This is a genomic window from Erwinia sp., assembly GCF_049696395.1.
Lineage (GTDB): Bacteria > Pseudomonadota > Gammaproteobacteria > Enterobacterales > Enterobacteriaceae > Erwinia.
Window position 1 is genome coordinate 1 of sequence record NZ_JBAVTT010000114.1, and the last position, 24,118, is coordinate 24,118.

Below are 24,118 nucleotides of genomic sequence, written 5' to 3' on the forward strand. Positions count from 1 at the left end.
CTGTTGCTGATGGACGATATTCAGGGGCGAGTTAACGGCATGAGCGCCTGGATTAAACGGGGCGATCGTGCGGCGATGGATGTCCCGCCGGAGCCTGCAATACCTGACATCACCCCGCCACGTCGTCCTCCTTTACCGCTGACGCGTGATGAAACCACCGGGCTGATTGATTTTGGCACCTGGCGGGTCAATACCGACGAATGCTCGCTGGATCCGCAACGGCGTGAAGTTAGCGTGGCCCCGTTATCCGATCAGAAGGCGCTGCTGCTGGTGAGCTGTGAAATGGGGGCCTATAACGTGATCGATCTGGCTTTCGAAGTCAGCCGCACAGAGCCTTATATTGCCAAAGGCATCACGCTTGCTCTGCCGTTTGTTCCGCCAAATCACGGCGACAAGCAGCTGGAATTGATCAACGCGGCTTATGATGCCAATTCAGGGGAGCTGTTGACCTTCAGCAAAGGACGCGGGCTGGGAGATTGTGGCACCGCCACGCGCTGGCAGTTTAACGGACGCCAGTTTGTGCTGGCCGAGTACGCGGAAGAGGGCACTTGCGATGCGTGGCACGGCAGCGACGACTGGCCAACCTTGTGGACCAGCAAGACCCAGCCAGTGACTCCGCCGACCGGCAGTGTAGAAATGACCCCTTAATGTGCTCTGCCCTGAAGGGGGCAAACCCTTCACAGCATAAAAAAAGCCCGGCAACTGAGGTTGCCGGGCTTTTTATTATCAGCCAGCGATCCCGGATAAAGGGGATCGCTGAGAGTCGCCTCAGTGAGGTTTCAGCAGTTTTTCTGCATGGCTGACAATATTCTCTACGGTGAAGCCAAATTCGTTAAACAGCTTATCGGCAGGCGCAGACTCACCAAAGGTGGTCATGCCGACGATTGAGCCGTTCAGGCCAACGTATTTGAACCAGTAGTCAGCAATACCCGCTTCTACCGCTACACGCGCGGTAACAGTGGAAGGCAGCACGGACTCACGGTAAGCCACTTCCTGCTTATCAAACAGCTCGGTAGAAGGCATGGAGACAACGCGGACTTTGTGGCCAGTAGCCGTCAGTTTCTCTGCTGCGCCCAGGGTAATCTCCACTTCGGAGCCGGTAGCAATCAGGATCACTTCTGGCGTGCCTTCGCAGTCTTTCAACACGTAAGCCCCGCGAGAGATATTGTCTACCTGCTCTTTACTGCGTTCAGGCTGTAACAGGTTCTGCCTTGAGAGGATCAACGCGGTTGGCCCATGCTGGCGCTCAACGGCATGTTTCCACGCCACGGCGGTCTCTACCTGATCACAGGGACGCCAGACGCTCATGTTTGGCGTTACGCGCAGGCTGGCAAGCTGCTCAACCGGCTGGTGCGTTGGACCATCTTCGCCCAGGCCAATCGAGTCATGGGTATAGACCAATATCTGGCGAGCTTTCATCAGCGCGGCCATACGTACGGCGTTACGGGCATACTCCACAAACATCAGGAAGGTGGCGGTATAAGGAACAAACCCCCCGTGCAGCGACAGGCCGTTAGCGATGGCAGTCATACCAAATTCACGCACGCCATAGTGAATATAGTTACCGGCATGATCTTCTTTAATCGACTTAGAGCCAGACCAGATGGTGAGGTTACTTGGCGCCAGGTCAGCAGAACCGCCGAGGTATTCTGGCAACAGTTTGCCGTAGGCTTCCAGCGTATTCTGCGAGGCTTTACGGCTGGCAATTTTTTGCGGGTTCGCCTGCAGTTCAGTAATGAACTTCTGCGTTTCCTGCTCCCAGACTTCTGGCAGATCGCCCGCTACACGGCGTAAGAACTCTTTCGCCAGTTCCGGGTGCGCGGCTTTATAGGCAGCAAACTTCTCGTTCCAGGACTTCTCGTATTTCGCACCGGCTTCTTTGGCATCCCACTGCGCGTAGATATCTTTCGGGATCTCAAAGGCAGGATAGTTCCAGCCCAGCTGCTTACGGGTCAGCGCCACTTCTTCAGCACCCAGCGCGGCACCGTGTGCTTCTTCTTTGCCGCCTTTGTTCGGCGAGCCAAAACCAATCACGGTTTTGCAGATGATCAGCGAAGGTTTATCGGTAACGCTCTGTGCTTCTTTGATGGCGTTGGTGATGGCATCCGCATCGTGACCATCAATCTCGTGGATCACATGCCAGTTGTAGGCTTCAAAGCGCTTGGCGGTGTCATCGCTGAACCAGCCTTCCACTTCGCCATCAATCGAGATGCCGTTGTGGTCATAGAAGCCGATCAGTTTGCCCAGACCCAGCGTACCGGCCAGGGAAGAGACTTCATGGGAAATCCCTTCCATCAGGCAGCCATCGCCCATGAAGACGTAAGTATTATGGTCAACAATGTCATGACCAGGGCGGTTGAACTGCGCGCCCAGCGTGCGTTCGGCAATCGCCATCCCTACGGCATTTGCCAGACCCTGACCCAGCGGACCGGTGGTGGTTTCTACACCTGGCGTGTAGCCATATTCCGGGTGACCTGGGGTTTTAGAGTGCAGCTGGCGGAAGTTTTTCAGCTCTTCCATCGGCAAATCGTAGCCGGTGAGGTGCAACAGGCTGTACAGCAGCATGGAGCCATGACCGTTGGAAAGAATAAAGCGGTCACGATCGGCCCACATTGGGTTGGTCGGATTGTGATGCATGAAGTCGCGCCACAACACTTCCGCGATATCTGCCATGCCCATTGGGGCACCTGGATGACCGGAATTGGCTTTTTGTACCGCATCCATACTTAAAGCACGGATCGCATTAGCCAGTTCTCTACGTGAAGACATGTTTTTCTCCCTGATTTTGGGGTGGGATAAAATGGGCGGATAAAACGCTAATGGGCGAAGGCTCTGACTCACCGTAAGGTGTGCCTGGCGTTTCGCCCATATTGAGGCTGTTTACAGCTTAGCGGACAGCACGTCTTCCAGCTTCTGCTGGTCAACGGCGAACTGGCGAATACCTTCAGCCAGCTTGTCATTCGCCATTGGATCCTGGTTGTGCTCCCAGCGGAACTCGGCTTCGGTCAGCGGAGTCGGCTGGTTAAACGCCTGAGTAGACGGCTTCAGTTTCAGTTCAACCGGGGCATCGCTCGCCTGCAGTTCTTCCAGCAGGTTAGGGGCGATGGTCAGACGGTCACAGCCAGCCAGGGCAAGGATCTGCTCGGTGTTACGGAAGCTGGCTCCCATGATCACCGTGTTATAGCGGTGCTGTTTGTAGTATTCGTAGATGTTACGTACGGAAACTACGCCTGGATCTTCATCCACGATATACGGGTCAAGCGGTTTGCGGCTGTTGTACCAGTCATAAATACGGCCAACAAACGGCGAAATCAGGAACACGCCAGCTTCGGCACAGGCACGGGCCTGGGCAAAGGAAAACAGCAGCGTCAGGTTACAGTTGATGCCGTTCTTTTCCAGCTCTTCCGCAGCGCGGATACCTTCCCAGGTGGACGCCAGTTTGATCAGAATACGCGAGCGGTCAATACCGTTGTCTTCGTACATTCTGACCAGCTTCTCAGCCTTGGTCACACACATGCCACGGTCGAAAGAGAGGCGTGCATCGACTTCGGTAGACACCCGGCCAGGAACGCTTTTCAGAATTTCCATACCGAGGTTGACGGCGACTTTGTCGCTGGCATTAATGATCTGCGTCTCTTTGCTGCCGCCCTGTTTTTTGGCGTAGTCGATAGCGTCGGTAATCAGGTGTTTGTATGAGTCGAGGCTGGAGGCTTTCAGGATCAGAGACGGGTTGGTGGTGGCATCTTCCGGATGATAATTACGGATGGATTCGATATCGCCACTGTCAGCCACCACGGTGGTGTATTGTTTCAGTGCGTCTAGCTGGTTCATCTCTTGGCTCCTTGATGTGCAATCTGCGTGCGTTTATAACCCTGACGGGCAACGCGGGCTGAAGGCCAACTGTCCAGCCTTGAATCTTCTCGTAAGGGGGAATTTTCAGGGGCTAACAGCCAGTCTGCCCGACAGGGTTTTCTGTTCTCAGGCCAAACATTGCATCAGACGTCCTGTAATAGAAATGCGTTTTCTCTGATTGTTGCAATGGGTTCGCCCAAAGGTCAGGCCGTGCGGATGAAAAAAATGCCGCACTTTTCAGTGTAGCACTTCTGTGAAATTTCGTGATGGCGCGCACGCTTGCACGCCCTCAGAGCGCTTATTTCGTGGCGTTCAGTTCGTAATAGCTGATTTTATCCACCTTGGCCGACGAGCCTCCACCCTCAAATTCTGAGTTCAGCCAGCTGTTGACAATCGAACGGGCCAGCTCAGGACCGATTACGCGCTGGTGGGCATTGGCGACATGGACGAGAACAGCTACAGGGTTAAGCTGGGCTGGTTTACACCGCACGAAATTATTGATGCCGCTCTGATCTCCAGAGTAATAACCTTAAAACTGGAAACCATTTCCATAAGCTGCAACTTCCTGGCTGTTTTATGCACTGCTTCAAGTTTTGCCTTGCTAAGCCCTTTTATACTGACGCGTTTACTCCCTCCGTAGAAAGCAAGGATCCTGATAATGGACGACCAACTGAAGCAGAGTGCGCTCGATTTTCATCAGTTCCCGGTTCCGGGAAAAATTCAGGTCTCACCGACTAAACCTCTGGCTACCCAACGCGACCTCGCTCTGGCTTACTCGCCTGGCGTGGCGGCTCCCTGCCTGGAAATTGCCGCAGACCCGCTTGCTGCATTCAAATACACCGCGAGGGGTAACCTTGTCGCGGTGATTTCTAACGGCACTGCTGTGCTTGGGCTGGGCAATATCGGTGCGCTGGCTGGTAAGCCAGTGATGGAAGGCAAGGGCGTGCTGTTTAAGAAGTTCGCCGGCATTGATGTGTTTGATATCGAAATTGATGAGCTGGATCCCGATAAGCTGATCAACGTGATTGCCGCGCTGGAGCCAACGTTTGGTGGCATCAACCTGGAAGATATTAAAGCGCCCGAATGCTTCTATATCGAGAAAACGCTGCGTGAGCGGATGAACATCCCGGTGTTCCATGACGATCAGCATGGCACGGCCATTATCTGTACGGCGGCGGTGTTAAACGGGCTGCGCGTGGTGAAGAAAACGATTTCCGATGTACGGTTGGTCGTATCAGGTGCCGGAGCTTCCGCCATTGCCTGCATGAACTTGCTGGTGGCACTGGGGATGCAGAAACAGAACATTGTGGTCTGCGATTCCAAAGGTGTGATCTACCAGGGCCGTGAAGAGAATATGGCGGAAACCAAAGCGGCTTATGCGGTGCAGGACAGCGGTAAGCGCACGCTGGATGACGTCATTGAAGCTGCCGACATCTTCCTTGGCTGTTCAGGGCCTGGCGTAATGACGCCACAGATGGTGAAAAAAATGGCGCGCGACCCGCTGATCCTTGCGCTTGCCAATCCGGAGCCGGAAATCCTGCCGCCGCTGGCGAAAGAAGTCCGGCCTGATGCCATTATCTGCACCGGGCGCTCGGACTTTCCCAACCAGGTGAACAACGTGCTGTGCTTCCCGTTTATCTTCCGTGGCGCGCTTGATGTCGGCGCTACGGCGATTAATGAAGAGATGAAGCTGGCCGCTGTGCATGCCATCGCCGAGCTGGCTCTGGCGGAGCAAAGCGAAGTGGTCGCTTCAGCCTATGGCGATGAAGAACTCTCCTTCGGCCCGGATTATCTGATCCCGAAACCTTTCGACCCGCGTCTGATCGTGCAGATAGCCCCAGCGGTTGCGAAGGCAGCGATGGACTCTGGCGTGGCAACGCGGCCAATCGACGATCTGGAGGCTTACCGCGAAAAGCTCACCGAGTTTGTCTATAAAACTAACCTGTTTATGAAGCCGATCTTCTCGCAGGCGCGCAAAGACCCAAAACGCATTGTGCTGGCCGAAGGTGAGGAGGCCAGAGTGCTGCATGCCACGCAGGAATTAGTCTCGCTGGGTCTGGCCAAGCCGATCCTGATCGGCCGTCCCAGCGTTATCGATATGCGGCTGAAAAAGCTGGGGCTGAAGATTGAAGCCGGAAAAGATTTTGAAGTGGTGAATAACGAATCCGATCCGCGATTTAAAGCCTACTGGGGTGAGTATTACCAGATCATGAAACGGCGCGGCGTTTCGCCGGAACAGGCCCAGCGAGCGGTGATTGGTAACCCGACGCTGATCGGCGCCATCATGGTGCATCGCGGTGAAGCGGATGCGTTAATCTGCGGTACCATTGGCGACTATAAAGAGCATTACGACGTGATCGAGAAGCTGTTTGGCTTCCGTGAAGATGTGAAAGTAGCCGGGGCGATGAATGCGCTGCTGCTGCCCAGCGGCAACACGTTTATTGCGGATACTTACGTCAATGAAGATCCCACGCCAGAGCAGCTGTGCGAGCTGACGCTGATGGCGGCTGAAACGGTGCGACGCTTTGGGATTGAACCCAAAGTTGCGCTGCTCTCTCACTCCAGTTTCGGCACCTCCAACGCGCCTGCGGCCTGTAAGATGCGGGAAACGCTGGCACTGGTGAAAGCTCGGGCGCCTGAGCTGGAAATCGACGGGGAGATGCACGGCGATGCGGCGTTAGTGGAAAGCATCCGTCAGGACCTGATGCCGGACAGCCCGTTAAAAGGCGCGGCAAATATCCTGATTATGCCGAACGTCGAAGCGGCGAGGATCAGCTATAACCTGCTGCGTGTCTCCTGTTCGGAAGGCGTAACGGTGGGGCCGGTATTGATGGGGATTGCGAAACCGGTGCATGTGCTGACGCCGATTGCTTCAGTCAGGCGCATCGTCAATATGGTCGCGCTGGCCGTGGTTGAGGCGCAGACGGCACCGTTATAAGGGGTAGGGTATATAGCGGGTGAAGTGTTAGTAACAAGCTGAAAACGAGTAAAAAGGGCGACAGCGAACGGTCGCCCCTCTTTTTACCTTAAATCCACTCTTTCACCGGCAGGAAGTCGGTGTACAGTGCGGCTTCTGGCGTGCCGGGCTGCGGACTGTAATCATATTCCCAGCGCACCAGCGGCGGCATCGACATCAGGATCGATTCTGTCCGTCCCCCGGTTTGCAGGCCAAACAAGGTCCCGCGGTCCCACACCAGATTGAACTCAACATAGCGGCCACGGCGGTAAAGCTGGAAATCCCGTTCGCGTTCGCCCCAGCTCAGCGCTTTACGGCGCTCGATAATCGGCAGGTAAGCTTTCAGGAAGCCTTCTCCTACCGCCTGAGTGAAGCGGAAGCAATAGTCGAAGTCAGGCGTGTTCAGGTCGTCAAAGAACAGACCGCCAATGCCGCGCTGTTCATTGCGGTGCTTAATAAAGAAGTAGTCGTCACACCATTTTTTATAGCGCGGATAAACGTCTTCACCAAACGGCTGGCAGAGGTTGCTGGCGGTCTGATGCCAGTGCACGGCATCTTCAGCGAAGCCGTAATACGGTGTCATATCAAAGCCACCGCCGAACCACCACACCGGATCGGCACCGGGCTTCTCTGCAATAAAGAAGCGCACGTTGGCATGACTGGTCGGCAGGTAAGGGTTTTCCGGGTGGATCACCAGCGACACGCCCATTGCTTCAAAGCTACGGCCTGCCAGCTCCGGACGGTGTGCGGTGGCTGAAGCCGGCATTTGATCGCCATGAACGTGGGAGAAGTTAACGCCCGCCTGCTCGAATATTGCGCCTTTGCGCAGCACACGGCTTCGACCGCCGCCGCCGCCTTCACGGTCCCAGCTGTCTTCTTCGAAGCTTGCTTTGCCGTCAGCCTGAGCTAACTGCTGGCAAATGTTGTCCTGTAATGTGAGCAGAAACTGCTTCACCTGGGCGAGGTCGGGTGCGTTCATGGCTTACCTTGCTGATGAAAAATGACGCGCGGAGTATACGCCAAAATCAATCAGCTGGGGCGTCTGTTGTTGGCATCGAACTCATTAAAGTAACTGACGATGCCGCCGACAATCGCCGTGGCGATTTTTTGCCTGAAGGCGGTGGTGCCTAACAGACGCTCCTCAGAAGGGTTAGTGATGAAGGAAGTTTCCACTAAAACTGACGGAATAGAAGGGGACTTCAGCACGGCAAATGCGGCCTGCTCGGTATGCTGACTGTGCAGATGATGCACGGGCCGGATTTGGCCCAGCACATGCTTACCCAGCGTCAGGCTGTTTTTGATGGTGTCAGTCTGCACCAGGTCAAACAACACCTGCTGCAGATAGTGATCTTTTTCCGCGGCTTTTACGCCGCCCACATCATCGGCGGCATTCTCACGCTGAGACAGATAGCGGGCCATGCTGCTGCTGGCACCGCGATTGGAAAGGGCAAAGACCGAGGCGCCGTTGGCATCCGGGCTGGTAAAGCCATCCGCGTGGATCGACATAAACAGGTTGGCACCGTGCTGATGAGCAATGTCGACTCGCTCACCCAGCGGAATAAAGTGGTCCGTCTCACGGGTTAACCGGGCTTCAATATGCGGATGGTCGTTAAGCATCTCGCGGATGTGATTGGCAATCTCCAGTACCACATGCTTTTCTTCAGACCCTTCTTCGCCCACCGCGCCGGAATCAATGCCTCCGTGGCCCGGATCGATCATCACGATTTTTTTGCCGTTAGCGGAAGGCGGTGGCGGGGTATGAGCTTTTGCCCTGGCTGAGGAGAGCTTCAGGCTGGCGCTTTCCTCTTTGGCCCTTGCCGGTTTATTGGCCAGTAAAGCCAACGCCAGGCCGGAGAGCAGCAGCTGGCGTCGGGAAGTTAACGGGGTCATCTGGCCAAACTTTTTCATCAAAACATCCTCAGGGCACAAAGTGTTTATTGTTATATCGTAACAACAGCGGGGGCGCGAGGACGGAACTATTTCAACTTTTTACTTTCCATTTCAGCAAGCTAACAGAAGACCCTGACCTCTTTTTTCCGCTTTAATGGCGGTTGAGGGTTGCACCGCCGAAAGAAAGCGTGATAATCAGCAAATTGTGGTTAACATCTGGGGCAACGCCATGGAAATCCGCGTATTTAGCCAGGACGATTTTGAAGAAGTAATTACCTTGTGGGAGCGTTGCGATTTGTTACGCCCCTGGAACGATCCGGAAATGGATATCGAGCGTAAACTCAATCATGACCCGGATCTCTTTCTGGTCGCGGTGGTGAGCGGAGTGATTGTCGGCACGCTGATGGGCGGCTATGACGGCCACCGTGGTTCAGCCTATTATCTGGGCGTGCACCCTGATTATCAGGGGCGTGGCTTTGCCAACGCGCTGATTAACCGGCTGGAGAAAAAACTCATTGCCCGAGGATGTCCGAAAATTAATGTGATGGTGCGTGAAGAAAATGACGCGGTAATGGGCTTTTATGAAAAGCTCGATTACGAAGCACAGGACAGCGTCCTGCTGGGCAAGCGCCTGATTGAAGATCGCGAATATTAATAAGTTGGGTGGCGAGCTGCCACCCGCCGTTCCTGCCTGTGATGTGATAAGCCTGATGTTTTCCCCTGATGATTACGACGCCAAAGGCCAGCTGAGATTACCGCTGGGCTTCTGGGCGATTTTGCTGCTACAGGCCCGAACCTGGGTGCTGTTTGTGATGGCTGGTGCTTCCCGGCAGCAGGGGACATCGCTGCTGGAGCTGTTCTACCCCGATCCTCACGCTTTCTGGCTGGGGTTAGGGTTGGGGATTCCTGCTGCGCTGGGTTTGTTGCTGACCGGCTATCGTCAACGACTGCCAAAGCTCTGGCAGGCCTGGCGCGGGGTGTTGATGCTGACGCTGGTAGCCATGCTGCTGTTGCAGGCCTTCACGCTCTGGCACGGTGACGATCAGGTTTCGCCAATCGTTATCCTGTTCACCGGGTTTGATCTGCTGGCGCTGTGCTGGCTGGGCTTCAACACTCGTCTGAAAGCCTGTTTTGATCCAGCCTTAAACGCCGGATAAAATTTCATGTCTGCAGCTTGGGGTTTTTATCCGACTCAGAAAGTCGGATAAAACGTCAGGCCATACAGCGTTGAGTTTTTATCCGACTCAAAAAGTCGGATAAAACTTTTTCCCGGATTAACACTCCAATCAGTTCAGAAGTCTTTGGTTACCATGACAGGAGTTGCAATGAAATCTGTTCGCCCGGCACTGATCGCCGTTGCTTTATTGTTGGCCGGTTGCGCCAGTTCAGGCCCTTCAACCCAGCCTGACAGCGGCGCTACCTGGTGGAATCCGCTGACCTATTCCTGGTCCAGTCTGGCCCCGTGGCACTGGTTTGGCTCTTCGTTAACGGTTGAAGAGCAGGGCGTCGGCAAGCTGAATGGCAGCACCGCAATGACCGAAGAAGCCATCAGTGAGGGACTTAACGGCAACTATCAGGTGCGTAAAGGCATGCGCGGCGATAACGGCAACGTGGTGACGTTCTTCCAGGCTGTGCAAGACAAGAAAGTGAAAGTGGAAGTGAGCGGGCAGTCAACGGTCGACCGCATTGAGGTCATGGACAGCAGCATTGCTTCCGCAGACGGTAACAAGATTGGGACGCGATTTAGTGACCTGTTCCGCAAAGCCTTTGGTGCCTGCCAGAAAGGAACCGGCAGCGACAGCGAAGGTGTGGTGTGTAACGCGCCAGGCAGCCAGCACATCAGCTACGTGTTCACCGGCGAGTGGCACGGTCCTGAAGGTCTGATGCCTTCGGATGAAGCGCTGCAGAAATGGACCATCAGTAAAATCATCTGGAGTAAGTAGCTCCCTCAGGCCGCCTCACCGGCGGCCTTGCTTCACCTGACGCTGTCAGCTGGTCATAATCCGGTGATTGTTTGTGATCGGACAAGATACCCACAAAAACATCGGGTATGATACGCCGCAAAACCGACCAGCGGTGACGCACAGCCAGGAGAACCCCACCATGTCCCAGTCCCAGAGCGGCATTCTGTTAGAACATCGCCGTTTTGCTGTCTACCTTGAAGCGATGATGCAGGGTGATTTAGCCGCCCTCCGCCAGGGTATTCCTGTTTTCCTGCAGCAGCTTGAGCAGTTGCAACAACGCTGGCCGGACGCTGGATTGGGTGCGGTAATCGCCTTTGGTCCGGCGTTATGGAACGATTTGAACCCGGATAACAGCACCGCTGAGCTGAAAGACTTTCAGCCAATGGGAAAAGGCCTGGCGCCAGCCACCCAGCGTGATGTGCTGATCCACATTCAGTCCTTACGCCATGATGTGAACTTCAGCCTGGCTCAGGCTGCGCTGGCCGCGTTTGGTGAAGCAATTACGGTTGTGGAAGAGACTCACGGTTTCCGCTGGGTGGAAGAGCGCGACTTAAGTGGCTTTGTTGATGGCACTGAAAACCCGCAGGGCGAACAGCGTCCGCTGGTGGCATTGATTGGCAAAGGTGAAAATGCGGGCGGCAGCTATGTCTTCAGCCAGCGCTGGGAACACAATCTGAAGATGTTTAACCGCATGGCGGTAAACAAGCAGGAACAGATTATTGGCCGCACTAAAGAGAGCAATGAAGAGCTGGAAGGCGACGATCGTCCTGCCACCTCGCACGTTGCCCGTGTCGATTTGAAAGAAGACGGCAAAGGACTGAAAATTCTGCGCCAGAGCCTGCCTTACGGCACGGCAAGCGGGACCAACGGGCTGTTCTTCCTCGCCTATTGCGCCACGCTGTACAACATTGAAAAGCAGCTGTTAAGCATGTTTGGCGAGCTGGACACGAAGTTTGATGCCATGCTGCGCTTTACTAAGCCGGTCAGTGGCAGCTATTTCTATGCCCCTTCTCAGCAGCAGTTAGCCTCGCTCTGATGCAGTAAAGCCCCTGAAAAGGGGCATAAGTCACAGGCCTGATCCTCCCTCTTTGTTAGCCGTTATCCCCGGACATAAAAGGCAACAGCGCCAGATAAAGCTGTCGGAACGTCTCCCTGCGTTTTGCATAATCCTGATGAGTCGTCGCGTCAGGGAGATGACGCTGCTCCAGCGGCAACTCTGGCAGCAGATCGCTTAGCGGCTTCTGCGGATTCAGGGCTATTTGCGCCAGCCTTGCTGCGCCAAGCGCCGGACCCACGTCACCGCCCGTGCGATATTCCAGCGGGTGACCGCAAATATCGGCCAGCATCTGTCGCCACCAGGCACTTCTTGCCCCGCCACCGATAAGCGTGATGCTGCGGGGTTGCAAGCCGCTGGCATGCAGCGCATCCATCCCATCGGCAAGCGCAAACCCAACCCCTTCAAGCACCGCACGCGCCAGATGCTCCGTCCCGTGTTGATGGGTCAGCCCCCAAAACGCGCCTTTAGCTTCAGGGTTGTTGTGCGGCGTGCGCTCACCAGAAAGGTAGGGCAGAAACCAAACCGGGGCATCAGCCGGGCTGGCCTGTTCAGCCAGCTTAAGCAGCGTGGGCACATCGGCAACGTGGGTCAGCTTGCAGGCCCAGTCCAGACAGGAAGCGGCGCTGAGCATCACTGACATCAGATGCCAGCTCTCCGGCAGCGCATGGCAGAAGCTGTGTACCGCACTTTCTGGATTGCTTCTGAAGCCGTCACTCACTGCGAAATAGACGCCCGACGTGCCCAGCGACAACATGGCCTGACCTGGTTGATAAAGCCCGACGCCGACAGCGCCAGCGGCATTATCGCCCCCGCCAGCTACCACCGGCACGGAACCTGGCAGATCCCAACGCTGGACCAGTTCGGCGCTTAACTTGCCGGTTATCTGGTTACCTTCAAACAGGTCAGGCATGTTGCTACGGGATAATCCGCAGGCGGTGAGCAGGTCATCACTCCAGTCACGCCGTGCGACGTTTAACCACATCGTGCCCGCAGCGTCCGACATATCGCTGGCGAACTCCCCGGTCATGCGCCAGCGCAGATAATCTTTCGGCAGCAGGACTTTATCGATCTTGCTGAAGACCTCCGGCTCATGCTGCTTTACCCACAGGAGTTTGGGCGCAGTGAAGCCAGGCATCATCACATTGCCGGTTATTTCGCGCGACGCTGGAACCGTTGCTTCCAGCTCCAGGCATTGCGCCGCACTTCTTCCATCGTTCCACAAAATGGCCGGGCGTAAGATCTGCTGCCGGGCATCCAGCAGCGTGGCTCCATGCATTTGCCCGGTCAGGCCAATCGCCTTCACCTGCTGCAAACTTTGCTGTTTAGCCAGCGCCTGCATGGCCTTATCCGTGGCCTGCCACCAGTCGGCTGGCGACTGCTCCGACCACAATGGCTGGGGGCGTGAAACAGTTAGCGGCTCACTTTGCGTGGCAAGCAACTGCCCGCTTTCACTGAGCAGGATAGCTTTAACACCTGAGGTGCCGAGATCGATGCCGATATACATGTGAGCTTGTCCCTGAATTAGCCAAACAGATAGCGATTAACCAGATTCTCCAGTTTTTCCTGGTGCCCGCTCTGGTGTTGAGGGGCCAGGCTGTGCTGCTCAGCGTATTTCGCCAGCGCATCCAGCGACAGCTTGCCTTGCAGGATCTGCTGACCGAGCTCGCCGCTCCAGTTAGCATAGCGCTTCGCTACCAACTGATGCAGTTCGCCTTCTTCGATCATTTTCGCCGCCACTTTCAAGGCCAGCGCCATGGTGTCCATCCCCCCAATATGACCATAGAACAGATCGTATTTATCGGTGCTCTGACGACGTACTTTGGCATCAAAATTCAGGCCGCCGGTGGTGAAACCGCCCGCTTTAAGAATTTCAAACATCACCAGCGCGTTCTCTTCCACGCTGTTCGGGAACTGATCGGTATCCCATCCGAGCTGCGGATCGCCACGGTTGGCATCCACTGACCCGAAGATCCCCAACGCAATCGCCGTGGCAATCTCGTGGTGGAAAGAGTGGCCGCCCAGCGTGGCGTGGTTAGCTTCGATATTCACCTTGATCTCTTTTTCCAGACCAAACTGTTTCAGGAAGCCATAGACCGTTGCCACATCATAGTCGTACTGGTGTTTAGTCGGCTCCTGTGGCTTCGGCTCAATCAGCAGTGAACCCTGGAAACCAATTTTGTGCTTATGCTCAACGACCATCTGCATAAAGCGTCCGATCTGCTCGCGCTCCTGGCGTAAGTCGGTGTTGAGGAGGGTTTCATAGCCTTCACGTCCGCCCCACAGCACGTAGTTTTCACCACCCAGTTTTTTGGTCGCATTCATCGCGGTGAACACCTGAGTAGCCGCCCAGCTGAACACTTCCGGATCGGGACTGGTGGCCGCGCCCGCGCCATAACGGGGATGGGTGAAGCAGTTTGCAGTCCCCCACAGCAGCTTCACGCCGGTGGCCTGCTGTTTTTCCGCCAGCACATCGCTCATCACCGCAAAGTTGTTAAGGTACTCTTTCAGCGAGGCCCCTTCAGGCGACACATCCACATCGTGGAAGCAGTAATAAGGCACATTCAGTTTCTGAAAGAATTCGAACGCCACATCCGCTTTTCGCTTCGCCAGCGCCAGCTCATCCCCTGCCTGTTGCCACGGTCGCTCGAAGGCACCCACGCCAAACATATCCGCGCCTGTCCAGCAGAACGTGTGCCAGTAACAGGCAGCGAAGCGCAGATGCTCGTCCATACGTTTGCCGAGGATGATCTCTTCGGGATTGTAATGGCGAAACGCCAGCGGATTTTTACTGCCGGTTCCTTCATAGCGAACTTGTTCAAGCTGATCAAAATAGGATTGCATTCTCGACTCCTCAGTAGCTGGCCCGTCTGGCGGGATGAGCTTATCTTCGGATGTCACAAGCAGAGACTCAATTACGTTATTTCACACTCAAATTCAGAGAATTATTAACTGTGCGTGAGATCTCATAAATCGGCAGCAAAAGTTAAAATCGAGGGGGTACGCATTTTCATTTGCGTCGAGAGTGTTTTACAGCAGCAAAACATGACCGTGGTCATAAAACAAAAACTAAACCAAAAATCGTAATCAACGGGTAAGAATCAGTAATTGCTGAACAGGAAACAATTGACAACAATCCGCTGGAAGTTTCGTGACCAATATTCCCCCTACACCACCAATAAAAAAGGGTAATAAAATGAAATTCAAGCACCTCTTACTCTCCGCCTGTGCCTTGTTAGTGCTGGCAAGCCAGCCCGGATTCAGTAAAGAAATTAAAATTGGGATGGCAATTGACGATCTCCGCCTGGAGCGCTGGCAGAAAGATCGCGATATTTTTGTGAAAAAAGCCGAGTCACTGGGGGCGAACGTTTTTGTGCAGTCTGCCAACGGCAATGAAGAGACGCAGATGGCGCAGATTGAGAACATGATCAATCGCGGCGTAGATGTGCTGGTGATCATCCCTTACAACGGTCAGGTGTTGAGTAACGTGATCAAGGAAGCCAAGCGAGAGGGGATTAAAGTGCTGGCTTATGACCGAATGATCAACAATGCCGATATCGATTTCTATATCTCTTTCGACAACGAAAAAGTAGGGCAGTTACAGGCTCAGAGCCTTGTGCAGCGCGTTCCGCAGGGGAATTACTTCTTAATGGGCGGCTCGCCGGTGGATAACAATGCCAAGCTGTTCCGCCAGGGGCAAATGACCGTGCTGAAGCCGCTTATTGACAGCGGGAAAATCAAAATAGTAGGCGATCAGTGGGTCGATGGCTGGTTGCCAGAGAACGCGCTGAAGATTATGGAGAATGCGCTGACCGCCAACAATAACCACATCGATGCCGTAGTCGCGTCAAATGATGCCACCGCTGGCGGCGCAATTCAGGCCTTATCGGCTCAGGGGCTGGCCGGAAAAGTGGCGATTTCGGGCCAGGATGCAGACCTTGCGGCGGTGAAACGCATTGAGGCGGGTACCCAAACCATGACGGTGTATAAACCGATCAGCAAGCTGGCCGACGATGCCGCGAAAATTGCGGTGCAATTAGGCTCAGGCCAACAACCAGAATCCAATGCCACATTAAATAATGGCGCTAAAGAGGTGAAGTCCTGGTTATTAACGCCAATCTCGGTAGATAAAACCAATATCGACAGCACCATTGTCGCTGACGGATTCCATAAAAAATCCGAATTGAATTAAAACTTCCGCAGCAGAATAACGGGAGGAAGCGATGCCTGTTCTTTTAGAGATGAAAAATATCACCAAACAATTCGGTGTGGTAAAAGCCGTCGACAATATCAGCCTGCAACTGGAAGCAGGGCAGGTGCTGTCACTGTGTGGTGAAAATGGATCAGGGAAATCAACGCTAATGAAAGTGCTGTGCGGAATATATCCGCACGGCAGTTACCAGGGCGATATCTATTTTTCTGGCGATCTGATCACCGCAAAAACCATTCGTGAAACGGAACAAAAGGGCATTGCGATCATTCACCAGGAGCTGGCGCTGGTGAAACAGATGACCGTGCTGGAGAACATGTTTCTTGGCAGCGAATGGGGGCGTTATGGCCTGATGGATTATGAGTCGATGTATCTGCGTTGCCAGAGAATGCTGGCGCAGGTGAAGCTGAAAATTGATCCCAATACCCGGGTTGGTGAGCTGGGACTGGGCCAGCAGCAACTGGTGGAAATTGCCAAGGCGCTGAATAAGCAGGTCCGTCTGCTGGTGTTGGATGAGCCAACAGCCTCGCTGACTGAGAGTGAAACCGCCACCTTGCTGGAGATCATCAGCGACCTGCGCGACCACGATATTGCCTGCATCTACATTTCGCACAAGTTGAACGAGGTGAAAGCCATCTCGGATTTGATCTGTGTGATCCGTGATGGGCGGCATATCGGCACGCGCTCTGCCGCAGGGATGAGCGAGGACGACATCATTGCGATGATGGTGGGGCGTGAGTTAACCGAACTTTATCCGCAGGAAGATCACCAGATTGGTGAGGTGATTCTGCAGGTGGAAAACCTGACGGCCTGGCATCCGGTAAACCGGCATATTCGCCGGGTTGATAACGTGTCGTTCACCCTGCGGCGGGGCGAAATCCTGGGTGTCGCCGGGTTGGTGGGGTCAGGCCGGACCGAAACGATGCAATGTCTCTTTGGCTCTTATGCTGGTCGCTGGCAGGGCAACATCTCAGTGAACGGCAGCCCGGTGGCTATTCAGCATTGTCGCCATGCGATGGCGCAGGGCATTGCGATGGTGCCTGAAGATCGCAAGCGCGACGGCATCGTGCCGGTGATGAGCGTGGGGTCGAATATCACGCTTGCTGCATTAGGCCAGTACAGCGGGCGGTTTTCGTTACTCGATGAAGAGAAAGAGCAGGCCACTATTCAGGACTCTCTGGCTCGGCTTAAGGTGAAAACGTCCTCGCCGCTGTTAGCCATTGGTCGGCTGAGCGGAGGCAACCAGCAAAAAGCGATTCTGGCCCGCTGCCTGTTGCTGGATCCACAAATCCTGATCCTCGATGAGCCCACGCGCGGGATTGATATCGGGGCGAAATATGAAATCTACAAGTTGATCAACCAACTGGTGCAGCAGGGCATCGCCGTAATTGTGGTGTCTTCTGAACTGCCCGAAGTGCTGGGGCTGAGCGACCGGGTGCTGGTGATGCATGAAGGGCGAATCAAAGCCGATCTGCTCAACCGCAATCTCACTCAGGAACAGATAATGGAAGCTGCATTAAGGAGTGAAACTGATGTCGAAAAGCACGCAATCTGAAGTGAGTTTACCGCCGGTTCCACAAGCAGGGCTGCGGCTGAAATCTCTTAATCTGCAGGTCTTCGTGATGTTGGCAGCCATTGTGGTGATCATGCTTTTCTTCACCTTTACCACAGAAGGGGCCTACCTCAGCGCGCGCAATATCTCCAACTTACTTCGCCAGACGGCGATCACCGGCATTCTGGCGGTGGGCATGGTATTTGTCATCGTCTCTGCCGAAATCGACCTGTCTGTGGGCTCGATGATGGGATTACTGGGCGGTGCGGCGGCCATCTTCGATGTCTGGCTTGGCTGGCCACTGCCGCTGACGATTGTGGTCACGCTGCTGGCAGGTTTGCTGTTGGGGGCGTGGAACGGTTGGTGGGTGGCCTACCGCAAAGTTCCTTCGTTCATCGTAACCCTGGCCGGGATGCTGGCGTTTCGTGGCGTGCTGATCGGCATCACTAACGGCACAACCGTAGCACCCACCAGCGATATGATGTCACTGATTGGACAAAGCTATTTGCCTGGTGGTCTGGGTTTTGGCATTGGAGCGGTGGGTCTGATGCTGTTTGTGGCCTGGCAGTGGCGGCGTCGTGCCCGTCGGGCACAAATGGGACTGCCGGTAGCGAGTGCCAGCGGTGATGTCACCCGCCAAAGCATTATGGCGATTATCGTGTTGGGCGCCGTGTATCTGCTGAATGACTATCGCGGGGTGCCAACGCCGGTGCTGATCCTGACCGCGCTGATGCTGGCCGGGATGTTTATGGCCACCCGAACGGCCTTTGGACGGCGCATCTATGCCATCGGTGGCAACATTGATGCCGCGCGCCTCTCCGGCGTTAACGTGGAGCGCACCAAGATGGCGGTGTTTGCCATCAATGGTCTGCTGGTAGCGATTGCGGGGTTAATTCTCAGTTCCCGTCTGGGTGCCGGTTCACCTTCGGCAGGGAACATCGCCGAACTGGATGCGATAGCGGCCTGTGTTATCGGCGGAACCAGTCTTGCTGGCGGCATCGGCAGCGTCGCCGGGGCGGTGATGGGGGCCTTTATTATGGCGTCGCTGGATAACGGTATGAGCATGTTGGATGTCCCGACCTTCTGGCAGTACATCGTGAAAGGCGCCATTTTGCTGTTAGCCGTGTGGATGGACTCCGCCACCAAACGCCGTGTCTGAACAGCCTGAAATTCCGTCAGGCCGTCGAAAGGCTTCGCGTTGCCTCACAAATCTGGCGGCATTTTCCCTGCTCTCTTGATGGCTGTGCTATCCAGAGAGCAGCATGATTTCAGGGGATCCCGTATGTTTGGCAAACGCTTCCGCATTACCTTGTTGTTCAACGCCAATAAAGTCTATGACCGTCAGGTAGTGGAAGGCGTGGGAGAATATTTGCAGGCTTCGCAGTGTGACTGGGATATTTTCATTGAAGAAGATTTCCGCTGTCGCATCGACAACATCAGAGACTGGCTGGGTGATGGGGTTATCGCCGATTTCGACGACCGTGAAATCGCCAGCCTGCTGCATAACGTGACCGTCCCTATCGTGGGTGTTGGCGGCTCATATCTGCAGAAAGAAGATTATCCGCCGGTGCATTACATCGCTACGGACAACCATGCGCTGGTTGAAGCCGCATTTATGCATCTGAAAGAGAAGGGCCTGAACCGCTTTGCCTTTTATGGCTTACCCCCGGAAGGAGGAAAGCGCTGGGCGCAGGAACGTGAGCAAGCCTTTCGCAATCTGGTGTCGGCTGAACAGTATCAGGGCGTAGTGTATCAGGGAATGGAAACGGCCCCTGAAAACTGGCAATACGCGCAAAACCGCCTGGCTGACTGGGTGCAAACCCTGCCGCAACAGACCGGGATTATTGCGGTGACCGATGCGCGGGCTCGCCATCTGCTTCAGGTGTGTGAACATCTGGATATCGCCGTGCCGGAGAAGCTGAGCGTGATTGGCATCGATAACGAAGAGCTGACGCGCTATTTATCCCGCGTGGCGTTATCGTCAGTGGCGCAGGGGACGAGGCAAATGGGCTACCGCGCCGCCAAGCTGCTGCACCAACTCTTGAGTGAGCGGGAAATGCCACTGCAACGCATTCTGGTGCCACCGGTAAAAGTGGTGGAGCGGCGATCGACGGACTTCCGCTCACTGCGCGATCCGGCCGTGATCCAGGCGATGCATTATATCCGCCATCATGCCTGTAAAGGGATCAAGGTTGATCAGGTGCTGGAATCGGTGGGCATGTCGCGCTCAAATCTGGAGAAGCGCTTTAAGGATGAGACCGGGCAAACTATCCACAATATGATCCACGGTGAAAAGCTGGAGAGGGCTCGCAACCTGCTGATCTCCAGTTCGCTGTCGATAAACGAAATCTCGCAAATGTGCGGCTATCCTTCGCTGCAGTACTTCTATTCTGTGTTCCGCAAAGACTATGACATGACGCCGAAAGAGCACCGCGACAAGTACGGCGAAGTACTCTGCTGATCTGTCAGCGACTTTCTTAGCAGTCATCTGTCAGCGACCTTCTCAGCAGTGATCTGTATGAGAAGGTCGGCTTGGTGTTTACGCCAGCTTCTCTTTTTTTGCTCAAAAGCAGGGCGCATATCCAGTGACCTCCGTCTCCTGCCGAAAGGCGCAAAACTCCTGCAACAGAATACGGCGAGCCAGGTAACAATGCGTGCTTTGCCATCCCCTGCATAAACAATTCCATCTGCTTATAGCGTTTTAAACTTCCAAATCACCAAACGGTATATGAAATCGTTACTGGTTTTAGTGTGGTTATAAATAAACTGAGCTTACTTCAGGGCGCAAGTCGACTGTTTTTCAGGGTGCATAATGACGTTACCGACGGTTAAAAAAATAATTAGCAGTGCCGCTTTCTCGTTGCTGTTAGCCGGGTCCGCTCAGGCTACCGAGCTGTTGAACAGCTCCTACGACGTGTCGCGCGAGCTGTTTGTCGCCCTGAATGCGCCCTTTGAAAAACAGTGGGCAGAGCAAAATAACGGTGACAAGCTGACCATCCGCCAGTCACATGCCGGCTCCTCCAAGCAGGCGCTGGCGATTTTGCAGGGACTGAAAGCCGACGTAGTGACCTATAACCAGGTGACTGATGTGCAGATTTTGCACGATCGCGGCAATCTGATCCCGGCCGACTGGCAAAAACGATTCCCGAATAACAGCTCGCCGTTCTACTCGACCATGGGGTTTCTGGTTCGTAAGGGCAATCCAAAGAACATCCACAGCTGGGATGATCTGGTCAAAAGTGATGTGAAGCTGGTGTTCCCGAACCCTAAGACCTCGGGCAATGGCCGTTACACTTACCTGGCTGCCTGGGGCGCCGCCGATAAAGCGGACGGGAAAGACAAGGCCAAAACTGAGAAGTTTATGACCCAGTTCCTGAAGAATGTGGAGGTCTTTGACACCGGCGGTCGCGGTGCAACCACCACGTTTGTTGAGCGCGGGCAGGGCGATGTGTTGATCAGCTTTGAATCTGAAGTGAACAACATCCGCAACCAGTACGCCCAAGAGGGCTATGAAGTTGTGGTGCCAAAAACCAATATTCTGGCAGAGTTCCCGGTGACCTGGGTGGACAAGAATGTGAAAGCCAACAACACCGAGAAAGCTGCCAAAGACTACCTGAACTTCCTTTACACGCCTGCAGCCCAGAACATCATCACGCAGTATTACTACCGTGTTAACAACCCTGAGCTGATGGCGCAGCAGAAAGACCGTTTCCCGGCCGTTGACCTTTTCCGCGTGGAAGAGGCGTTCGGCAGCTGGGAACAGGTTATGAAAACCCAGTTTGCCAGCGGTGGTGAGCTGGACAAATTGTTAGCCGCAGGACATCAGTAATGTTTGCCACTAAAAGTAAGCGCGTGCTGCCAGGCTTTGGTATCAGCCTGGGCAGCAGCCTGTTCTTCACCTGCCTGATCCTCCTGTTGCCGATCAGTGCACTGCTGATGCAGCTGTCGCAAATGACGCTGGCTCAGTACTGGGAAGTGATTACCAACCCACAGGTGATGGCCGCGTACAAAGTTACCCTGCTTGCCGCCGGTGTTGCCTCGCTGTTCAATGCCGTGTTCGGCATGCTGATGGCGTGGATCCTGACCCGCTACCGTTTTCCAGGCCGCACGCTGCTGGATGGGTTAATGGATTTGCCGTTCGCTTTACCTACTGCTGTTGCGGGCTTAACGCTGGCAGGACTGTTCTCTGTGAACGGTTGGTATGGTCAGTGGCTGGCGCAGTTCGACATTAAAGTGTCTTACACCTGGTTAGGCATTGCCGTAGCCATGGCATTTACCAGTATTCCGTTTGTGGTGCGGACTGTTCAGCCGGTGCTTGAAGAATTGGGCCCGGAATACGAAGAAGCGGCTGAAACGCTGGGTGCGACTCCGTGGCAGAGTTTCCGTCGTGTAGTGCTGCCAGAAGTGGCTCCGGCGTTGTTGGCGGGTACCGCGTTGTCTTTTACCCGCAGCCTGGGTGAGTTTGGCGCGGTGATCTTTATTGCAGGTAACATTGCCTGGAAAACCGAAGTGACCTCGCTGATGATTTTCGTCAAATTGCAGGAGTTTGATTATCCCGCTGCCAGCGCCATTGCTTCGGTGATTTTAGCCGCATCCCTGCTGCTGCTGTTTGCGATTAACACCTTGCAGAGCCGCTTTGGCCGTCGTATTGGAGGTCACTAATGGCTGACGTAACAGAGTTGAAGGGCGCAAGCCGCAGCCGCATCAACTGGGGCAAATGGATCCTGATTGCTTTAGGGATGCTGATCTCCATCGGGTTGCTGGTGGTACCCATGGTGGCTATTTTTGCCAGCGCCTTCGCCAACGGGTTTATGGCGATGTTCAGCAATCTGAAAGATGCGGACATGCTGCACTCCATCTGGCTGACCATTTTGATGGCGCTGATTACCGTGCCGGTTAACCTGGTGTTCGGGACGCTGCTGGCCTGGCTGGTTACGCGGTTTGACTTCCCAGGCCGTCAGCTGTTGCTGACGTTATTCGATATTCCTTTTGCCGTGTCGCCGGTGGTGGCGGGGCTGATGTATCTGCTGTTCTGGGGCGTAAACGGCCCGGCTGGCGGCTTGCTGGATGCGCACAATATCCAGCTGATGTTCTCCTGGCCAGGAATGGCGATGGTGACCATCTTCGTGACCTGTCCGTTTGTGGTCCGTGAGCTGGTGCCGGTGATGTTGAGCCAGGGCAGCAATGAAGATGAAGCGGCGGTGTTGTTGGGGGCTTCAGGCTGGAAGATGTTCTGGCGTGTGACCCTGCCAAATATCCGTTGGGCCTTGTTGTACGGTCTGGTGTTAACCAATGCCCGTGCCATTGGCGAGTTCGGTGCGGTCTCGGTAGTGTCGGGATCGATTCGCGGCGAGACTTACACGCTGCCATTACAAGTTGAATTACTGCATCAGGATTACAACACCGTGGGCGCCTTTACGGCAGCCGGGCTGTTGACCCTGATGGCGATAGTCACACTGTTTCTGAAAAGCGCGCTGCAATGGCGTTTAGAACACCAGCAGAAGCGTCTGCAACAGGAGGGGAACCATGAGCATTGATATCAGCAAAATTAACAAATCTTTCGGCCGTACTAAGGTCCTGAACGATATTTCACTGGATATCCCTTCCGGTCAGATGGTGGCGTTGCTTGGGCCTTCTGGCTCAGGGAAAACCACGCTGCTGCGCATTATTGCCGGGCTGGAAAACCAGAACAGCGGCCGCCTGAGCTTCCATGGCAAAGATGTGACACAGCTGCATGCGCGCGATCGGCAGGTTGGCTTTGTGTTCCAGCATTACGCCCTGTTCCGCCATATGACGGTCTTCGATAACATCGCCTTCGGTCTGACCGTGTTGCCACGCCGCGAGCGTCCTTCTGCTGCGGTAATTAAGCAGAAAGTGACCAAGCTGCTGGAAATGGTGCAGTTAAGCCATCTGGCAACTCGCTTCCCGGCACAGCTTTCTGGTGGCCAGAAACAGCGCGTGGCGCTGGCTCGTGCGCTGGCAGTTGAACCGCAGATTTTGCTGCTGGATGAACCGTTTGGCGCGCTGGATGCACAGGTTCGTAAAGAGCTGCGCCGTTGGTTGCGTCAGTTGCATGAAGAGCTGAAGTTTACCAGCGTGTTCGTGACGCACGACCAGGAAGAAGCGATGGAAGTGGCTGACCGCGTGGTGGTGATGAGCCAGGGCAACATTGAACAGGTGGGGACGCCTGATGAAGTCTGGCGCGATCCGGCTACCCGTTTTGTGCTGGAATTCCTTGGTGAAGTGAACCGCTTTGATGCGCAAGTGCATGGCTCTCAGTTCCATGTTGGCGCACATCACTGGCCGCTGGGCTACACGCCAGCGCATCAGGGGGCAGTCGAGCTGTTCCTGCGGCCATGGGAAATTGACGTCAGCCGCCACAGCAGCCTGGAAACGCCTTTACCGGTCCAGGTGCTGGAAGTCAGCCCTCGCGGCCACTACTGGCAGTTAGTGGCGCAACCTGCGGGTTGGGGTCTTGATCCGATTACGCTGGTCGTGGAAGGGGATCAGACTGCCCCGGTTCGCGGCGAGCAGCTGTTTGTTGGTCTGCAACAGGCTCGTTTATACAAAGGCGAAACGCCGTTGCGTCAGGTTGCCTTTGCACAAAGCGCCTGATATTTTCTAGTCGAACAGGGTCAGG

The 24,118-nt window shown here is 54.8% G+C and carries 20 protein-coding genes and 2 pseudogenes; 15 read left to right on the forward strand and 7 right to left on the reverse strand.

Going from position 1 to position 24,118, the window contains the following annotated elements; translation table 11 throughout:
• The coding region (locus tag WCC56_RS14565) for a DUF1176 domain-containing protein (RefSeq protein ID WP_424693067.1) at positions 1-648 on the forward strand (648 nt) is incomplete at its 5' end.
• 120 nt (positions 649-768) lie between these two features.
• On the opposite strand, the gene tkt is transcribed toward WCC56_RS14565, so the two are convergent.
• The 3 genes and pseudogenes from tkt to WCC56_RS14580 all read right to left on the reverse strand — a co-directional run.
• Entirely contained in the window at positions 769-2,769 is a 2,001-nt protein-coding gene (gene tkt / locus WCC56_RS14570; protein WP_424693068.1) for a transketolase, read from the reverse strand.
• 111 nt (positions 2,770-2,880) lie between these two features.
• The gene (tal, locus tag WCC56_RS14575; protein WP_424693069.1) at positions 2,881-3,831 is read right to left on the reverse strand and encodes a transaldolase; all 951 of its coding nucleotides are present in this window, start codon (positions 3,829-3,831) and stop codon (positions 2,881-2,883) included.
• A 319-nt stretch (positions 3,832-4,150) separates the two neighbouring features.
• Positions 4,151-4,276: pseudogene (locus WCC56_RS14580) on the reverse strand (RpiB/LacA/LacB family sugar-phosphate isomerase); the annotation flags it as partial.
• On the opposite strand from WCC56_RS14580, the pseudogene WCC56_RS14585 reads away from it, so the two are divergent.
• Positions 4,262-4,378: pseudogene (locus tag WCC56_RS14585) on the forward strand (sugar-binding transcriptional regulator); the annotation flags it as partial. The pseudogenes WCC56_RS14580 and WCC56_RS14585 sit on opposite strands and share 15 nt — an antisense overlap.
• Before the next feature lie 132 nt (positions 4,379-4,510).
• Positions 4,511-6,790, forward strand: coding sequence for an NADP-dependent oxaloacetate-decarboxylating malate dehydrogenase (gene maeB, locus WCC56_RS14590; protein WP_424693070.1), 2,280 nt, complete (start codon positions 4,511-4,513; stop codon positions 6,788-6,790).
• Between the two features lie 88 nt (positions 6,791-6,878).
• Here maeB and hemF read toward each other — a convergent pair whose 3' ends face one another.
• Both hemF and amiA read right to left on the reverse strand, forming a co-directional pair.
• Positions 6,879-7,787, reverse strand: a complete 909-nt coding sequence (gene hemF / locus WCC56_RS14595) for an oxygen-dependent coproporphyrinogen oxidase (protein ID WP_424693071.1) — start codon at positions 7,785-7,787, stop codon at positions 6,879-6,881.
• 50 nt (positions 7,788-7,837) lie between these two features.
• Positions 7,838-8,716 carry an N-acetylmuramoyl-L-alanine amidase AmiA gene (gene amiA, locus WCC56_RS14600; protein ID WP_424693072.1) on the reverse strand — a complete coding sequence of 293 codons (879 nt, stop codon included), beginning with the start codon at positions 8,714-8,716 and terminating at the stop codon, positions 7,838-7,840.
• Positions 8,717-8,927: 211 nt separating this feature from the next.
• On the opposite strand from amiA, the gene WCC56_RS14605 reads away from it, so the two are divergent.
• From WCC56_RS14605 to WCC56_RS14620, 4 genes are all read left to right on the forward strand, one after another.
• Positions 8,928-9,353, forward strand: a complete 426-nt coding sequence (locus WCC56_RS14605; RefSeq protein ID WP_424693073.1) for a GNAT family acetyltransferase — start codon at positions 8,928-8,930, stop codon at positions 9,351-9,353.
• Between the two features lie 55 nt (positions 9,354-9,408).
• The gene (locus WCC56_RS14610) at positions 9,409-9,855 is read left to right on the forward strand and encodes a DUF2919 domain-containing protein (protein ID WP_424693102.1); all 447 of its coding nucleotides are present in this window, start codon (positions 9,409-9,411) and stop codon (positions 9,853-9,855) included.
• 168 nt (positions 9,856-10,023) lie between these two features.
• On the forward strand, positions 10,024-10,641 hold the full coding sequence (locus WCC56_RS14615; RefSeq protein ID WP_424693074.1) for an RpoE-regulated lipoprotein: 618 nt from the start codon (positions 10,024-10,026) through the stop codon (positions 10,639-10,641).
• 160 nt (positions 10,642-10,801) lie between these two features.
• Positions 10,802-11,698 (forward strand): Dyp-type peroxidase, encoded by an 897-nt coding sequence (locus WCC56_RS14620; RefSeq protein ID WP_424693103.1) that lies wholly within the window; start codon positions 10,802-10,804, stop codon positions 11,696-11,698.
• 55 nt (positions 11,699-11,753) lie between these two features.
• Here the strand turns inward: WCC56_RS14620 and xylB are convergent, their stop codons facing one another.
• Together xylB and xylA are read right to left on the reverse strand one after the other, a co-directional pair.
• On the reverse strand, positions 11,754-13,223 hold the full coding sequence (xylB, locus tag WCC56_RS14625) for a xylulokinase (RefSeq protein WP_424693075.1): 1,470 nt from the start codon (positions 13,221-13,223) through the stop codon (positions 11,754-11,756).
• Positions 13,224-13,240: 17 nt separating this feature from the next.
• Positions 13,241-14,560 carry a xylose isomerase gene (gene xylA, locus WCC56_RS14630; RefSeq protein ID WP_424693076.1) on the reverse strand — a complete coding sequence of 440 codons (1,320 nt, stop codon included), beginning with the start codon at positions 14,558-14,560 and terminating at the stop codon, positions 13,241-13,243.
• A 352-nt stretch (positions 14,561-14,912) separates the two neighbouring features.
• On the opposite strand from xylA, the gene xylF reads away from it, so the two are divergent.
• From xylF to cysA, 8 genes are all read left to right on the forward strand, one after another.
• Positions 14,913-15,908 carry a D-xylose ABC transporter substrate-binding protein gene (gene xylF, locus WCC56_RS14635; protein ID WP_424693077.1) on the forward strand — a complete coding sequence of 332 codons (996 nt, stop codon included), beginning with the start codon at positions 14,913-14,915 and terminating at the stop codon, positions 15,906-15,908.
• 31 nt (positions 15,909-15,939) lie between these two features.
• Positions 15,940-17,481 carry a xylose ABC transporter ATP-binding protein gene (locus WCC56_RS14640; protein ID WP_424693078.1) on the forward strand — a complete coding sequence of 514 codons (1,542 nt, stop codon included), beginning with the start codon at positions 15,940-15,942 and terminating at the stop codon, positions 17,479-17,481.
• Positions 17,459-18,637, forward strand: coding sequence for a xylose ABC transporter permease XylH (gene xylH, locus WCC56_RS14645; RefSeq protein WP_424693079.1), 1,179 nt, complete (start codon positions 17,459-17,461; stop codon positions 18,635-18,637). The genes WCC56_RS14640 and xylH overlap by 23 nt, the downstream gene beginning before the upstream one ends.
• Positions 18,638-18,760: 123 nt before the next feature.
• Complete coding sequence (gene xylR / locus WCC56_RS14650) at positions 18,761-19,939, forward strand: D-xylose utilization transcriptional activator XylR (RefSeq protein WP_424693080.1); 1,179 nt, start codon at positions 18,761-18,763, stop codon at positions 19,937-19,939.
• A gap of 351 nt (positions 19,940-20,290) precedes the next feature.
• Positions 20,291-21,307, forward strand: a complete 1,017-nt coding sequence (locus tag WCC56_RS14655) for a sulfate ABC transporter substrate-binding protein (protein ID WP_424693081.1) — start codon at positions 20,291-20,293, stop codon at positions 21,305-21,307.
• On the forward strand, positions 21,307-22,140 hold the full coding sequence (gene cysT, locus WCC56_RS14660) for a sulfate/thiosulfate ABC transporter permease CysT (protein WP_424693082.1): 834 nt from the start codon (positions 21,307-21,309) through the stop codon (positions 22,138-22,140). The genes WCC56_RS14655 and cysT overlap by 1 nt, the downstream gene beginning before the upstream one ends.
• Positions 22,140-23,015, forward strand: coding sequence for a sulfate/thiosulfate ABC transporter permease CysW (gene cysW / locus WCC56_RS14665; protein ID WP_424693083.1), 876 nt, complete (start codon positions 22,140-22,142; stop codon positions 23,013-23,015). Before cysT ends, cysW begins: the two co-directional genes overlap by 1 nt.
• Complete coding sequence (gene cysA, locus WCC56_RS14670) at positions 23,005-24,093, forward strand: sulfate/thiosulfate ABC transporter ATP-binding protein CysA (protein ID WP_424693084.1); 1,089 nt, start codon at positions 23,005-23,007, stop codon at positions 24,091-24,093. The genes cysW and cysA overlap by 11 nt, the downstream gene beginning before the upstream one ends.
• The last annotated feature ends 25 nt before the right edge of the window (positions 24,094-24,118 follow it).